Source organism: Vulcanisaeta sp. EB80, assembly GCF_002078205.2.
Genome location: NZ_LCWN02000057.1, coordinates 1 through 14,412 on the forward strand (window position 1 = coordinate 1; position 14,412 = coordinate 14,412).

Below are 14,412 nucleotides of genomic sequence, written 5' to 3' on the forward strand. Positions count from 1 at the left end.
CTGAGTATTAGGTCTTTTAGCGCTTTGTCGAGCATTTTGTATATTTCGCACTTGAGGCTTGGTTTCGTGTGCAGGAATCGGTCTAGTGCATTTATTGAGGCTATGACCGGCCTTGCCGATGCCTCAGCTATTATGGTTTTTACGACATTATTTATCTCGGTGGCTGGATCAACCTCTCGATTTAGTCTTATGCTGTACTTGCCGTATGTTGGGTCTGTTATTGGTATGTTAATTAGGGATGCCCTGGTTAACTTGACCAGTGGTGCCTGGGTTGGGTCTATGCTTGGTGGGTCTTTTACGGGCTCCATCATTAGCACCGACCACCAGGATTGAGCTGGGTATTGGGGTTTCCTATTCTCTGTTACGCCTCTCTCTATGGAGTTCATTAGGGATAGTAGGAAGTTTGTCTCGCATTCCATGAATCCCTGGTACTCAAGCCCTGGTATTCCTAGTAGTATTGGTTGCATACTGACCAAGCGTCATTAGTCGGTATTTAATACGGTTTCCACGTCATATTTATGACGTACATAACCATTAGTTCGTGAATTATTTTGCTAAGTATAATCTCAATAAATGATTGACTAACAACAGTTTTATCAATAAAACGCATAAACCAGGTTTGTGAGGTTTAGTCAGTCCTGGCTTGATAATTTCGTTGGGATGCTATACTACATTACTGATTGTGAGGGAATTGGCGGTAGGGTTAAACAGAGCCTTGAGGATTTCATAGTGGAGGAGGTGTTGTTAGATGGGCAGGTTGTGCCCACAAGCATCACCAATAAGCCATTACCAAAAATTACAAGTAAGCCAGGGCCGTGGGTTTGGTTAATTGTTGAGAAGAGGGGTGTTGATGCAATAACACTATTGTTAATGCTTAGTAAAAGACTTGGTGTCGGCCCTCGTGACATAGGCTTTGGTGGATTTAAGGATGCTGTTGCCGTAACATCGCAAATTATTTCCGTGAGAGGCATTTCAATTGATGATGTACCCAGGGAATTGGGCAAGAACGTGAGGGTATTAGGTGCCTTTAACATGGATAGGGCCTTCACGACAAGCGACATATGGGGTAATGAGTTCACAATAAGGATTCGGGACGTCCATAGTCAATACATGGAGAGAGTTCAGTGCGCCATTGAACAGATTACATCTAGGGGGTTGCCCACGTATTACGGTTATCAGAGGTTTGGTATAAAGAGACCAAACTCGCACCTGGTTGGTAAGTACATGGTGCTTGGGGATTTTGAGGCGGCGGTTAATGAAATATTAACCCACGCGTACCCAACAGAGCCCTCAAGGATTAGGGGGATTAGGGAATTCATTGCCAGGACTGGTAATTACTCTAAGGCCCTTGAATTACTACCAAGGAGTTATAGGTACTATACCGAGAGGGTCCTACTCAGGTACTTGGCTAGTAATCCTAGGGATTATGTGAATGCACTAAGAAGGCTACCACGTGAACTGCTCATATTACACCTGGAGGCTTACCAATCATACCTATTCAACCTAGCGCTCAGTGAGCGTATTGGTAAGGGTTTACCGGTGAATTCCGTGTTACCAGGCGACATAGCCGTATTGCTTGATGAGCATGGTTTACCAACAAGGCATATAATTCACGTTACTGAATCCCTGGTGGATAGGGTTAATGAATTAATAAGGATAGGTAGGGCGGCACCTGCTGGGCACCTAATTGGTTGGTCAACGAAGATATTACCGGGACCCCAAGGAGACATTGAACTGGGCGTACTTAAGAGGGAAGGTATCGAACCATCCGCATTTAGATTAAAGTCAATGCCCGAACTATCAATAAGGGGCGGCTATAGGCCGCTATTCGTAACGCCAATAATTAAGGAGATTAAGGTTCAGGGCGATGTATTAACTTTGGTATTTAGGCTCCCGAGGGGTAACTATGCCACGGTTTTCCTCCGGGAAGTAATTAAAAGCCCCAACCCAGAATTAACCTTTACTTAATACTTAATACTTAAAGAAGAGTTTTTAAATTCATGTTTGATTAAGGTAGAAAGATGACCGTCTCAGTTATTCTAAACACCCGTATTGACGAGCTTAATAAAACGCTTGAAGAATTGTACAACAGCATTGGAGAGCTATACGATAGTTACTTCGGTAAGTTTACAAAATTAATCAGGAATTTCACAGATGATTTAAAAAAGAATAGCTTAAACGTCGATGAATACTATGAACATGTGCAAAATCTTGTTAAGGAATTTAAGTTAGATATTGAATACTTAGTTAAAAGGCACGGAACAAGTGCGATAGATGATTTCAGGGAGTTCTTGATTGAGCAAATTCCAAAGCTTAAACGCGGAATGTTCATAGATGATGCCGATGCTGAGAAATTGAAAGAAGTATTAGGAGACACTGATGATCCTCTTATTCTAATATTGATAATTGCAAAATTATATGATGAACAGGCTAGGAAACTTTTTAGGATTGCCTGCGGACAGGAAAATGAGGATTTAAGGGATGCAGTGCTGTTACTAGCTGAGTCCCTAAGATCAATATCCGTATCTAAACCCGTAAATTCCATGATCGCATACCTGGCATCATTAGCTATAGCTTATGGCAGAAGAGACATAGCTGAGAAATTAATGTCTAAGGTTGGTGAAGAGACTCGGTGGTTAATTAAATTCACATGCGCCATAGCAAGGACAGTAACGTACCTAGAAAATGAGGGCATACAGCCAAGACACGAAGATATAGCAACCACAAGATATGGGGAAATTTAATGATTACATATTTTCTGCTGGATACTAGTATTATTATCGATTTATTTGAATATTTCGAAAAACCGAGATCCATTCAATCAATCTTATCGATGGCAAGAAACCTTAAAAGGTCTATGAATAAAAAGGGTGCGAAAGGTAAAGAATATCTAAGATGGATTAATGATGAGTATAGACCAACACTTGTTTATGACTTTTTACGTAATAATTGCAGGGCAAATAACTGCGTAATTACCGACATAACATCGCGGCTTGAATTACCTGTAATAGCGATAAGGTGGGTTTTGCATGGAGCCACGGTATTTCCCATGCCTTTATTTCTCGATATAATTCATAACTTCGTTGATTTCGAAGTTATTGGCAAGTTAAGGAGCAATGGATTTAACCTCATTGAATATAGTGCGGGTAAGGATGATTATGAGATTGCGAGAGAAATCACCAAGATATTAGAGGAATGCTTCAAACAACCAATTAGAAGATTTGCCATTGACGTGGCTATTCTCGCGGTTGCACTTAATAAAAATTATCACTTTATTACAACAGACGTAGACTTTGTAAATATGCTAGAACGATGTAGATTCGCTGATCGCATAGTATGCCCTAGATTTGATACTGATAAGGCTAGCTTTGGTGTTTGCGATATCGAGTTAAAGCTTGCTAATAAAACTGGAATAATTCACGTAATCGATATTAAATATTATTTATCTAAGCTACATAATAGCTTAGTCTGAAATGTAGTTATCATTTTACGGCGATAAATTATAATAATTGATAATGGTCATTCTTTGGTGTTTATGCACATTTATTAAATATATCTATTATTTGCGAGTGTAATTGCTTTAGGCAGTCCATGCACACTGCCCTAACGACCTTATTACCTATTATCTCCACATAGCCTAACTCCTCAGCCCTAACTAATCGCCCGCAAGTTGTGCAGTGTCTTAATCCTAGTAATCTATTTACTTCCTTTATTATTTCCGTAGTCTCGTCATTAATTAGAACGTGCTTTTCACCATTAATAATGACCACGGCCATTGATACTTCACCAGTCCTTAGCAGTGAAAGTTTTCTGAAATTACTCATCAAATTACCCATCCTCACTGTGATTTATAAATTACTTACAGGCCCATATGTACTCCAGGTAACAGTGTTGAGTAAAACTTTCACTCAACTCAATGATCCCCCACTGCAATCCTCTATGAGCTCATCAACGCGTGTAAATGGTGTTATACGCACGTTGTACCCCAAACCCCTCAATTTACCGACTAATGATAGGTAATCAGCCATATTCATGCTTTGCGGTAAGGATACAAATACGTTGCTTGAGCAATAATTCATGTCCGCATTGATATTTAGGGGCTTTGGTAAGGTGAGTACGAAATCCTTACCCATAACCTTACTCACAACCCTCACCCTAAACCTAACAAAGGAGGAGAAGACGGGGTCTGAAACCTCAACATCCCCAACCCTCGACACCGCAAACTTACTATAAGGCACAACACCTGGATTCGACCAATCAATAACGTAGATATTAGAGTCGTACTGCCTCGAAACGTGTACGGAAAACGTCCTCTTGACCACCATACACCTCGCCTCGAGATCGAGCTCGAGCTCCCTACTGAGTATTCTATTGGGGATTATGTCAGGCGGTTCCCTAGCACCAGCGAGTATTGACTCGGGATTCTCGTAAAGTACCATGAGCCCCAGGTCTAGGAGGTTTATATCGTTGACTAATTTCATGTAGTTACTCATCATTATCAAATCAACCAGCGAGAAGCGCCTCTTGTTCAGTAGGTTTATGATACCTATCGTTAGCTCATCAGCCTTAATTAAACCCCTCCTATACTGTGTACTTAAGGCGTGCACATCCTCTATGAAGCCTTTATTGCCCGTTAATCCATTCCAAACCTTCAGAAATGTGCTGTTTATTGAGTCATCATAATCGCCCCCTATCATCACGATCAGCGATAGTGCTTGCCTCATGTTCCTGGACAGAAGCGCGTCCAACTCCTCTGTACTCTCAATGAGTTTCCTCCATTCTGGGTAGTCAATGTACGCGAGCATAATGACATGCTTATAATTCCCCTCCCTGTTAAAACCATTCTGTGTACGTCCTGACAAGTAGGTGGGCTAGGTCTATCATGGCTTGGCCCTTTGGTGTGGCGATAGCTAAGGAAGCCCCTGAGTCAATAATTAGGGTAAGGGATGAGTATGAAGACAACCTCCTAATAACCATTGGCGATGTGGTTACAGTAAATGTGACTAGGTATTGGAGGATTCCTGACCTAGCCTTCATGGATATGAAGACAAGGAGGGTTATTGGTACGGAAGCGGTGAGGGGCGGTTTTGATGAGACTATAAGTATTAAGAATGAACCATCGACCTTAACCCTCAACAATCTGATGATAGTCAGTGAAGCCATAAATAGGGCCAGAGACGGCCGTAGGGTTTTAGTGGTGGTTGATGGTGAGGAGGATTTACTGGCGATACCTACCATCCTAATGGCGCCCCCTAAATCCATCGTGATGTACGGGTTATACACAGGTTACCTAATTGTAATACCTGTGATTGATGACTACAAGATGGCATTTTTAAAACTCCTAACAATGATGAAACCTAGTAGGTAGATGAGACCCTACGTCATTATCGTATCGGCAATGTCGATTGACGGTAGGATTGCAAGCAAGATCGGCTACTCAAGGCTTTCCTGCCCCTTCGACCTCAAGAGGCTTCATGAGGTCAGGGCGTCTGTGGATGCCATAATGGTTGGCGCTAACACAATAATTAATGACGACCCAGCACTAACGCCTAGGTATGTTAAGGCTGATAGGAACCCAATTAGGGTTGTGATTGACGGTAGATTGAGGATACCAATAACCGCCAGGGTTATTACGAACAAGGAGGCGCCCACGATAATCGTTACCACGGAATCCGCACCAGCCAATAAGTTGGCTGAGATCAAGGGTTTGGGCGTTGAGGTTTGGGTGGTGGGTAAGGAGAGGGTTGACTTAGGTAAGACGCTGGAGAGATTGTATACAGAAAGGGGTGTGAGGAGGGTGCTGGTTGAGGGTGGTGGCCACCTTAATTGGCAGTTGATCAAGGAGGGGCTTGTTGATGAGGTTAGGTTGACCGTGTCGCCCTACGTGTTTGGTTCAGGTACGTCATTCCTTGAAGGTGAGGGGTATCCAACAACCAGTGAAGGCCCCAGGTTGAGACTTGTCTCAGTTAGGGTGTGTGAGTGCGGTAATGAGGTTGTTCTGGATTACGTCGTTGATAGGGAAGGAATCATTAAAATGGGTGAGTAAGAACCTAAAGCTCAATGGACGTGCTTGTTGGAACGTGTGGGTTTCCAACAGCGAGGCCCAGGTACTACTCCCTATTTAGGGTTGTGGAGCTTCAGGAGACATTCTATGACATACCAACACCGGAAAGAATGGGTGGGTTTAGGAGGGAAGCGCCTGGTGATTTTAGGTTCACGGTTAAGGTGTTCCAGGGGTTAACCCACACCAGCGACTCACCAACCTGGAGGAGAATAAAGAGGGCTGAGTTGAAGGGCGACCTCAAGAACTACGGTTTATTGAGGCCCACCAGGGAAAACCTGGAGCTTTGGGATGAATTCGCCAAATCAGTCAAGCCATTAAACCCGTCATTTTACGTCTTCCAAACGCCACCATCAATGAGAATAACGGAGGAGAATATTAAGGATGTGATTGAGTTCTTCAGAACGATAGGCGCAAACGAATCCTTTGGTTGGGAACCAAGGGGTTATAGCTATGGCAAGCCCGAGTTATTAAGGAAGATCTTCGAAGAGGTAGGGATCATTCACATAGTGGATCCATTCAAACGAAATCCATTGATAGATAGAAACACAGCCTATCTTCGACTGCATGGTATTGGTAGGGGTGAGGTTAACTACTCATACAAGTACACGGATGATGACCTAGCCCACCTCAGGGATATCGTTAATAACCTGAACTCCTCCGTCGTGTACGTCATGTTTAACAACGTCCACATGCTCGATGACGCCCTTAGATTCAAGAAACTAATGGGTTGATTACGATGTTTAGCAAGTCCGTGGCTGAGGGTGTATTGAGGATTCTTGGTGATGATGAGGTCGAGGTTGTTGATCAGTGTACGTGCCTTAATTATACGTACGTCCTAGTCAAAACCAAACTAGGCGAGTTTCTGGGCATAGCCTACACACCAATTGAGGACCTTCACTAAATCGCTTAAAACCTGCCTATACTCATACTCCCTCTCTAGATCGAAGCTAGGCACGGTACCTAACCTTGACCGAACAATCACGGGCCTCCTTAATTGCCCAGTGCATGGGCACCTTATCCCTAGGCGCCTTGAATCCGCAGTTCGGGCAAACCATGACCCTGCCATCTTCCTGGGTTAGTTCGTGTCTGCATATTGGGCATACTGTGCTTGGTAGCCTCTTGAACTCATAGGGCACACCGTACCATTTGGCTAGGGTTTCCAGTTGGTGAACAAACCTCCTCAAGTTACTCATCAATAGCTTAATCACATCCCTTGGTAATCCCTCCTCAAGCAACTCCCTCCTCGACTCCTCGGTCATGTCATCAATAACCAACAAAGCCTTATACTTCAATGCCTTTCTAACGAGCTTACTCGCCAGGAAATAAGCCTTATCCCTAGTGACCCTGTAAATTTTGCCCCTCCTAGCCTTGGCTTGTCTCCTAAGCCTTTTTCCCTGTGTTGTGTGGTGGAGACCTATCCTCATCAAGGCACCGTGCTTTCTACCCCTCTTTACAGCTTGGTAGTAAAGCGTTAGCAACTCATTGAGGTTGGGCTTTTCCTGCTTAAATGAAACCAACTGACCGTTGTGTATTAAGCCCCATGCAATACCGTACCTCCATGAATTAACATCAACAACAAGTCTATAACCACTTGGTTGATAAGGCTCCACCTCACGCTCAGCCACTAGGGCTAAATAGAGTTCATTATTCTTGAGACCTATCATTGCGTACTTGATGTCACCACCTTCCTTAATCCGCTCAATGACCCATTTGGGCATTGGAAGTTCGACAACATACCTAGGCTCATTTTTACAAACCTGGCGCAACCTAATGACACTGCTCCTAAAGTCAAGAACCACTGGTGCACCCTTATCACCCTTCATGGAGCCATCGGCATAAACCCTCAGTGTTTTTAATGGAACCCACGTCCTCGCGAACCACCTCTTTGGCGCAGTACCGAATATTAGGCTAGTCTTGAAGTCCTTGAAATTATAGAGGCACAGAAACACCAACAACGCACACAATACTTATGAGGAGCATATATAACCACAATAAACACAACAACACGTACTGAAGACAATGATGGAAAAATTACTGAGAGTAATATTAGCGTGAAGACCGACAAGGAGACACAAGAACCACAATAAAACCAAGCTTAAATCCCGTATTCCCACCGATTTTAATATTATCTTTAGTGCCAATATTGGGCTGAAAATTTAGTGAAATATCGCAGTGACGATACCGTAAGCCGGAAGCGCTTCCGGCCTAATGAAACCAAAATGTTCAGCCAGTTTTTAAGGTGGTTTTTCCATAAGTGGGTGATATGGTGGACACGGTAGAAGTCCAATCCATTAACTTAGATAGGGACGATTATTAAGCTTGCCTCCTGGGGTCCCTACCGTACTTCACCAGGCTTATGAAGCACTTTCTACTACAGAACCTAAGCACTGTGCCGTCTACCTTAACGTAGATAATGCCCGTACTGAGCGGTATGGGTTTTCCACAGAATGCGCATGTGTAAATCCTCATACAGCGTGCGGACTTTTGGCTGACCTCCCTGAACCACTACCACCACCAATCGACCCAGACAATGGTAAAAGGCTTGAGGTGCTTAAGCAGGTAATACTAAGTGAGTCGTTAAGGCTTGAGTTCTCCACGGAGAGGTTCATAAAAATACCCGAGGAGGTCCTTGAGAGATACCCACAGGTTGGTAGACCAACACCCCTAGTACGTGCTAAGAGGTTTGAGGAGTACCTGAACGCGCCGGTTAAGATTTACCTAAAGATGGAAGGCTATACCTACACGGGGAGCCACAAAATAAACTCAGCCTTGGCCTGGGTCTATTACGCACTCAAGGATAATGCCAGGTTTGTGACCACAGAGAACCGGAGCTGGGCAGTGGGGTTCGGCGGTAGCGCTTGCCGCCGCATTATTTAAGATTAAGGCCCACATCTTCATGGTTCGCGCTAGCTACTTCGCAAAACCATTGAGGAGATACTTAATGGAGATGTATGGTGCCGAGGTTCACCCAAGCCCAAGTGATTTAACGGATTTTGGTCGTAAACTACTCAGTGAGAACCCGAATCATCCAGGTAGTTTAGGTATTGCCATAACTGAATCAGCTGAATACTCGCTTAAGCATGGTGGTAAGTACGTGGTTGGTAGTGTCATCAACACCGATATATTATTTAAGACAATTGCCGGGCTTGAGGCTAAGAAGCAACTGGAGTTGATTGGTGAGGATCCAGATGTTATGATTGGTGTTGTTGGCGGTGGTAGTAACTGGGGTGGTGCATTTTACCCATTCATTGGTGATGAACTTAGGAGTGGTAAGGTTAGGCGTAGGTACATAGCGGTTGGAGCTATAGAGGTGCCTAAGGTCACGAAAGGGGTCTATAAGTACGACGACCCAGACACAGGCAAGGTTCTGCCTCAGCTAAAGATGTACACAATAGGTGCCGACTTTGTGCCACCACCAATATACGCAGGTGGGCTGAGGTATCACGCGGTCGCGCCAACGCTTTCGTACCTAATGAGTAAAGGCTATGTTGAGGGTAGGGATTATGACCAGGAAACCGTGTTCAAGATGGCTCAAGTCTTCGCCCAAGTGGAGGGTTATGTACCTGCACCTGAGACAGCCCACGTTCTGCCTGTGGTTAAGGAGATAGCTGATGAAGCTAGGAGGACTGGTGAGAGGCATACAATATTGATTAGCTTTAGCGGTCATGGACTGCTTGATTTAAGCAACTATGCAGACGTTCTAGGCTTTTCAAAGTGATGCTAAATCCTTAACCTACTGATTACCCGGTTCACTAAATCCTCAGCCTCCTTAAAATTGTACTCCCTTATCATACCAATCTTACTGGCAGCTTCAGAACCCTCGGCATGTATCATGGCTGTTAATAAGTAGCCCGTTAGGTGGCTTGAGGCTAGTTCCCTAACAAAGCTCATTATGCGGTAGCGGGTATCCCCATCCACGGCACCCCTAATGTACTTACTAATGTACTGTCTCTCTTCAGGGTTTGCATAATCATCGTGAGATGGCATTGTTGCGATAAGTCCGCCGGCTATGTCTATCAATCCATGCACAACATCTACGAAGTGGGCATTAGAGTATAACTTACTAACGTTTGTGTACACTGGGTTTGGTACGGCAACTCCCTCGTCAATTAATGGTTCGAGGGCTGCCGTTATCGCGCCCATCCTCATGATCTCCTTATACATTATCATCTGTACAATCCAATCCCTAACGTGTGGTGCATTTTCAATACCATTTGCACGGGCAGCAAGGAGGGCGGCGCCCAGGTATAGGTTAGATGTTGCCGCCCTGTATGATACCGCGGTGAACCTATGATATGTTGCGAAGTACCAAGCTAGAGGTCCCGCGAATTCCCACTCCCTGAATAAAAACACCCTATCCCAAGGTACAAAAACGTGATCCAATATCGTTAATGACTCAACCTCAAACCTAGCCCTAGCATTAACTGCGTTTGGATTACCGTCGTACTCAAGGGCAGGTCTAACAATGAACTTAACGCCCTTAGCATTAGCTGGAACAGCAAAAGCCACGGCATAATCCCTATCACCCTCAACCATAGCCCTATAGGGGAGGAAAACGATTTCATTTGCCACAGGTCCCTGAGTCGTGTGGATCTTTGCACCATTCACAACAATGCCATCATCCCTAACCTCAACAACCCTAACGTAGAGATCGGGATCTGGCTGCTCATGGGGTCTCTTTGACCTATCGCCTTTAACGTCCGTCTGAGCCACGGCCATTGCTAGGTCATTCTTAACAACATATTCGTAATACTTCATTACCCTATCAAGATAATGAGTTCCGTACTTGGTATCAACCTTTCTGGCGATTATCATGAGCGAGAATAATGCGTCAGAGCCTATAGCCTGTACTATGTTAAACATTCCGTCAAACCTCATGGTATCGTTGTAAATCAACCTATGCCTATCAATTAAGTCGTTGGTGGATCTTGGTATCTTAAAATAACGACTTATTTTACCATAATTAGGGTCATCATAAAGCCTATCCTCAGCACCAAATAGATCGGCTGCATGTTTAGCAGCCACGCTGATTATTGGGTGTGTAGTTACATCATTAACTGCTTTACCTCTGTAATAAACAACCCTGCCGTCCTTAAGCGAATCCAGGTATTCACCGGGTCCCCTAGGCATGATTTAGTTCATGAACATAATGCTATAAGTGTTCTTGCTATATATTATCGCGGCAATCAATATAATTATATATGGACATAATTAAGAATTTAAAATCTATCTATTTCACGGCTTCCATGCATCCCTCCTTAACGCATCAACTATTGTTAATAGGTTTATTTCGTTCGTCCCCTCGTAAATTCTAGTTACTCTATGGTCCCTCCAATATCTCTCCACATCGAATTCCTCAAAGTAACCGTAACCACCGTGTATCTGTATTGCATCATCAATCACCTGGTTCGCAACATCGGTTGCGAATACCTTAGCCGCCGACGTTATTGCAGCCATGGCTCTTGGGTCAATCTTAAACTTTATGTAATCATCCACGTAATAGGCAGCCCTATAAACCAGGGATCTGGCGGCTTCGATAAGCATTGCCATCCTCCCAAGCTTCTCCTGGATTAATTGGAAGTTTATTATTTGCTGACCGAATTGAACCCTCTTTTTAGCGTACTCGAATGCTTTATCGAATGCCGAAAGCATTAAACCAATCGCCATGGCCGCAGGTCCTATCCTTGAAACATTGAAGTATGCCAGCGTCCAGTAGAATCCCTGATTGATTCCCTTCTCGCCTCCAACCACGTAATCAATCGGTACCTCTACATTGTCTAGGTATATTTCACCGACTGGTATTGATCTTTGCCCCATCTTTCCCGTTAGCTTTCTAATCGTAACCCCAGGCCAGTCAGTATGTATTATGAAGAGTGTTTGTCCCCTATGCCTCTTCTCCGGTTCTGTCTGTGCAAGTAGCACCCCGTACTTGGCGGTGGGTGCGTTTGTTATGAAGGTTTTCATGCCCCTAATTATGAACTTATCACCCTTCCTCTCAGCAATAGTGTTTAGTTGCGTAATGTCCGTTCCATGCTCAGGCTCGGTATATGCGCCGAAGAACGTGGTTTCACCCTTATAGACAGGCGGTAAATACTTCTTTTTCTGTTCCTCAGTACCGAAGAAATAGAGCAGGTGTGATGAGAATGGTCCACTCATAATTGCCGTGCCGAGTGTCGGTTCCGCCCTAATGAGTTCCTCGGTAACGACTATGTCTGCTAAGTATGTTGAGAAACCACCACCATTATACTCGGTGGGTATTGATGGTGCCAAAAGACCGAGTTCACCAGCCTTCCTATAGAGATCCCATGGGAATTCCTCCTTCTTATCCAACTCCCTAGCCAATTCAGGACTGAAATTTCTCTGGGCAAACTCTCTAGCGGTTTTTCTCAGTAACTTTAACTCCTCAGCATATTGGGGAAAGAGATCCAAAATATCCGTCATCAGGAATGATCATAAGTCCTTACTTAAAACTATATCTAATAAATAGATTATATATTAATTGCGGATTTCGCGATTAAGATTTCATTAATTAATTTACATGGAATTTCTACCCCGATCTTTAGATCTACATTAGCAATATTTTGTTTTTCCTCAGCATATTTTGCTTTTCTTTTATGGCTATCTTGTTCTTTCTTATTGGAATATATAGGTCAATATATTAATTAAAAACAAAATATTAATCCCCAGATACTTAATGTTATTTTTAATGCCCTCATCAGTGGAAGAGGAGTATGTGCAAGTAGCCGAGGAGTTCTATGATTATCCATTAACACTTACTAACTTGATAAAGTGGGGTGTGGATACCTTCCCGGAGCAGGAGGTTGTTTATGCACCACCTGACGCACCCAAACTTAGGCTCACCTTTACCCAAGTATGGGATAGAGTTAGAAGGCTTGCTTCTGCCTTAGAACAACTCGGTGTCGAGCCTGGCGATCCCAAGAGGTTAGGTACAAGGGTTGGAGCCCTTGAGTGGAACTCCCATAGGTATCTAGAACTTTACTACGCAGTTCCAGGCCTTGGTGCTGTTTTGCACACGGCAAACATCAGGTACTCACCTGAGGACTTGGCATACACGATAAACCATGCAGGTGATGAGATACTCTTCGTTAAGGACGAGTTCATACCACTACTACAGGCAATACTTCCTAGGCTAAAGACCGTTAAGAAGATTGTGATAATGACAGATAAGACGGAGCCACCGCAAATCAAGCTTGAAGGTTTCGAGGTATATAATTATGAGGATTTAATAAGGAGTTCAAGCCCATATGATTTCAGGGATATTAATGAGAGGACAGTAGCAACGTTATTCTACACATCGGGTACGACAGGTCCACCAAAGGGCGTGTTCTTTACACATAGACAACTAGTACTGCACGCGATGGGGCTTGCAATATCCACGTCAGCTCCACCATATGAGTTAAGTATTAAGGATGTGGTAATGCCGCTCGTACCCATGTACCACGTACATGCCTGGGGTGGTCCTCACGCCATGTTCCTCGCCGGTCAGAAGTACGTATTTACCGGTCGCATGGATTGGGGGTATATACTCAAGACCATTAGTGAGGAGAAGGTAACATACATATATGGGGTCCCCGTGATTCTGTACTTACTACTCACTCACCCTGACTCGCCTAAGTATGATTTAAGGGGGTTGAAGTACGGTAATGGAGGTTCCGCAATACCAGAGGGGTTGTATAAGTTAGCGAGGTCTAGGGGCATCATAGTGATCAATGGTTATGGCTTATCGGAGACGGCGCCCGTTATTGCGCAGGCATTGCTCAGGGCATCAACGCTAAATTGGCCCGAGGACAAGAAGGAGAACTACTTCATGAAGGGGTTGAGGCAGATACCACTTGTTTTCCTGAAGGTTGTTGACCCAACAGGTAAGGAGGTTCCCAAGGATGGTAAGACCCTTGGTGAATTAGTTGTTAGAGCCCCCTGGCTAACACCTGCATACTTTAAGGATCCTGGGAAGACCAGAGATTTATGGCGTGGTGGTTGGTTACATACAGGTGATGTGGCGGTTTGGGACTCTGATGGGCACATCTGGATCATGGACAGGCTAAAGGATGTTATTAAGAGTGGTGGTGAATGGATCGTTAGCACGAGGCTTGAGGATATCATCAGCACGCATCCTGGTGTTGGTGAGGTTGCTGTTGTTGGTGTTCCCCATCCCAAGTGGGGTGAGAGGCCCATAGCCATTGTTGTGCCGAAGCCTGGGCAGAGGGTTACCGAGGAGGAGATAAGAAACCACCTAATGCAATACGTCGAGAAAGGAGAAATACCAAAATGGTGGATACCAGACAAAATAATAATAACACAAAAAGAACTACCAAAAACAAGCACAG

15 protein-coding genes and 1 pseudogene are annotated in these 14,412 nt (G+C 44.2%); 9 read left to right on the plus strand and 7 right to left on the minus strand.

The features are described 5' to 3' along the window. The coding region (locus tag B7L70_RS09360; RefSeq protein ID WP_081227583.1) for a hypothetical protein at positions 1 to 467 on the minus strand (467 nt) is incomplete at its 3' end. A gap of 154 nt (positions 468 to 621) precedes the next feature. On the opposite strand from B7L70_RS09360, the gene truD reads away from it, so the two are divergent. From truD to B7L70_RS09375, 3 genes are all read left to right on the plus strand, one after another. Continuing rightward, positions 622 to 1,968: a tRNA pseudouridine(13) synthase TruD gene (gene truD, locus B7L70_RS09365; RefSeq protein WP_238376192.1), complete on the plus strand. Its 1,347-nt coding sequence runs from the start codon at positions 622 to 624 to the stop codon at positions 1,966 to 1,968. Positions 1,969 to 2,021: 53 nt separating this feature from the next. After that, positions 2,022 to 2,744, plus strand: coding sequence for a hypothetical protein (locus B7L70_RS09370; protein ID WP_081227584.1), 723 nt, complete (start codon positions 2,022 to 2,024; stop codon positions 2,742 to 2,744). A gap of 113 nt (positions 2,745 to 2,857) precedes the next feature. Next, complete coding sequence (locus B7L70_RS09375; RefSeq protein ID WP_162009151.1) at positions 2,858 to 3,472, plus strand: hypothetical protein; 615 nt, start codon at positions 2,858 to 2,860, stop codon at positions 3,470 to 3,472. Positions 3,473 to 3,533: 61 nt separating this feature from the next. Here B7L70_RS09375 and B7L70_RS09380 read toward each other — a convergent pair whose 3' ends face one another. Together B7L70_RS09380 and B7L70_RS09385 are read right to left on the minus strand one after the other, a co-directional pair. Beyond that, the gene (locus B7L70_RS09380) at positions 3,534 to 3,824 is read right to left on the minus strand and encodes a hypothetical protein (protein WP_081227586.1); all 291 of its coding nucleotides are present in this window, start codon (positions 3,822 to 3,824) and stop codon (positions 3,534 to 3,536) included. 84 nt (positions 3,825 to 3,908) lie between these two features. Further along, a complete protein-coding gene (locus B7L70_RS09385) occupies positions 3,909 to 4,805 on the minus strand; it encodes a hypothetical protein (protein ID WP_081227587.1) in 897 nt (298 codons plus the stop codon). Positions 4,806 to 4,846: 41 nt separating this feature from the next. Here B7L70_RS09385 and B7L70_RS09390 point away from each other — a divergent pair, with 41 nt between their 5' ends. From B7L70_RS09390 to B7L70_RS13495, 4 genes are read left to right on the plus strand one after another with little or no spacing between them, the layout of a single operon-like run. Then, entirely contained in the window at positions 4,847 to 5,368 is a 522-nt protein-coding gene (locus B7L70_RS09390) for a GTP-dependent dephospho-CoA kinase family protein (RefSeq protein WP_081227588.1), read from the plus strand. Next, positions 5,369 to 6,046, plus strand: coding sequence for a 2,5-diamino-6-(ribosylamino)-4(3H)-pyrimidinone 5'-phosphate reductase (locus tag B7L70_RS09395; protein WP_081227590.1), 678 nt, complete (start codon positions 5,369 to 5,371; stop codon positions 6,044 to 6,046). It abuts the gene before it with no gap. A 14-nt stretch (positions 6,047 to 6,060) separates the two neighbouring features. After that, positions 6,061 to 6,795 (plus strand): DUF72 domain-containing protein, encoded by a 735-nt coding sequence (locus B7L70_RS09400; RefSeq protein WP_081227592.1) that lies wholly within the window; start codon positions 6,061 to 6,063, stop codon positions 6,793 to 6,795. Between the two features lie 5 nt (positions 6,796 to 6,800). Beyond that, entirely contained in the window at positions 6,801 to 6,965 is a 165-nt protein-coding gene (locus B7L70_RS13495; protein ID WP_162009152.1) for a hypothetical protein, read from the plus strand. A 46-nt stretch (positions 6,966 to 7,011) separates the two neighbouring features. On the opposite strand, the gene B7L70_RS09405 is transcribed toward B7L70_RS13495, so the two are convergent. Both B7L70_RS09405 and B7L70_RS09410 read right to left on the minus strand, forming a co-directional pair. Then, positions 7,012 to 8,013: a zinc ribbon domain-containing protein gene (locus B7L70_RS09405; protein WP_081227594.1), complete on the minus strand. Its 1,002-nt coding sequence runs from the start codon at positions 8,011 to 8,013 to the stop codon at positions 7,012 to 7,014. A gap of 364 nt (positions 8,014 to 8,377) precedes the next feature. Further along, positions 8,378 to 8,533: a 50S ribosomal protein L24e gene (locus tag B7L70_RS09410; RefSeq protein ID WP_081227596.1), complete on the minus strand. Its 156-nt coding sequence runs from the start codon at positions 8,531 to 8,533 to the stop codon at positions 8,378 to 8,380. A gap of 15 nt (positions 8,534 to 8,548) precedes the next feature. Here B7L70_RS09410 and B7L70_RS09415 point away from each other — a divergent pair. Then, a pseudogene (locus B7L70_RS09415) lies at positions 8,549 to 9,782 on the plus strand (TrpB-like pyridoxal phosphate-dependent enzyme). 2 nt (positions 9,783 to 9,784) lie between these two features. On the opposite strand, the gene B7L70_RS09420 reads toward B7L70_RS09415, so the two are convergent. Together B7L70_RS09420 and B7L70_RS09425 are read right to left on the minus strand one after the other, a co-directional pair. Beyond that, positions 9,785 to 11,194 (minus strand): 4-hydroxyphenylacetate 3-hydroxylase N-terminal domain-containing protein, encoded by a 1,410-nt coding sequence (locus B7L70_RS09420; protein WP_081227598.1) that lies wholly within the window; start codon positions 11,192 to 11,194, stop codon positions 9,785 to 9,787. A 105-nt stretch (positions 11,195 to 11,299) separates the two neighbouring features. Next, the gene (locus tag B7L70_RS09425; RefSeq protein WP_081227600.1) at positions 11,300 to 12,505 is read right to left on the minus strand and encodes an acyl-CoA dehydrogenase family protein; all 1,206 of its coding nucleotides are present in this window, start codon (positions 12,503 to 12,505) and stop codon (positions 11,300 to 11,302) included. Positions 12,506 to 12,770: 265 nt separating this feature from the next. On the opposite strand from B7L70_RS09425, the gene B7L70_RS09430 reads away from it, so the two are divergent. Next, positions 12,771 to 14,412: long-chain-fatty-acid--CoA ligase (locus tag B7L70_RS09430; protein WP_081227604.1), on the plus strand; the 1,642-nt coding region annotated here is incomplete at its 3' end.

Bases quoted from the DNA above. Each gene is read 5' to 3' on its own strand.
- B7L70_RS09370 (WP_081227584.1), top strand. From the start codon at position 2,022: ATGACCGTCTCAGTTATTCTAAACACCCGTATTGACGAGCTTAATAAA.
- B7L70_RS09375 (WP_162009151.1), top strand. From the start codon at position 2,858: ATGAATAAAAAGGGTGCGAAAGGTAAAGAATATCTAAGATGGATTAAT.
- B7L70_RS09380 (WP_081227586.1), bottom strand. From the start codon at position 3,824: ATGAGTAATTTCAGAAAACTTTCACTGCTAAGGACTGGTGAAGTATCA.
- B7L70_RS09385 (WP_081227587.1), bottom strand. From the start codon at position 4,805: ATGCTCGCGTACATTGACTACCCAGAATGGAGGAAACTCATTGAGAGT.
- B7L70_RS09395 (WP_081227590.1), top strand. From the start codon at position 5,369: ATGAGACCCTACGTCATTATCGTATCGGCAATGTCGATTGACGGTAGG.
- B7L70_RS09400 (WP_081227592.1), top strand. From the start codon at position 6,061: ATGGACGTGCTTGTTGGAACGTGTGGGTTTCCAACAGCGAGGCCCAGG.
- B7L70_RS13495 (WP_162009152.1), top strand. From the start codon at position 6,801: ATGTTTAGCAAGTCCGTGGCTGAGGGTGTATTGAGGATTCTTGGTGAT.
- B7L70_RS09410 (WP_081227596.1), bottom strand. From the start codon at position 8,533: ATGAGGATTTACACATGCGCATTCTGTGGAAAACCCATACCGCTCAGT.
- B7L70_RS09420 (WP_081227598.1), bottom strand. From the start codon at position 11,194: ATGCCTAGGGGACCCGGTGAATACCTGGATTCGCTTAAGGACGGCAGG.
- B7L70_RS09425 (WP_081227600.1), bottom strand. From the start codon at position 12,505: ATGACGGATATTTTGGATCTCTTTCCCCAATATGCTGAGGAGTTAAAG.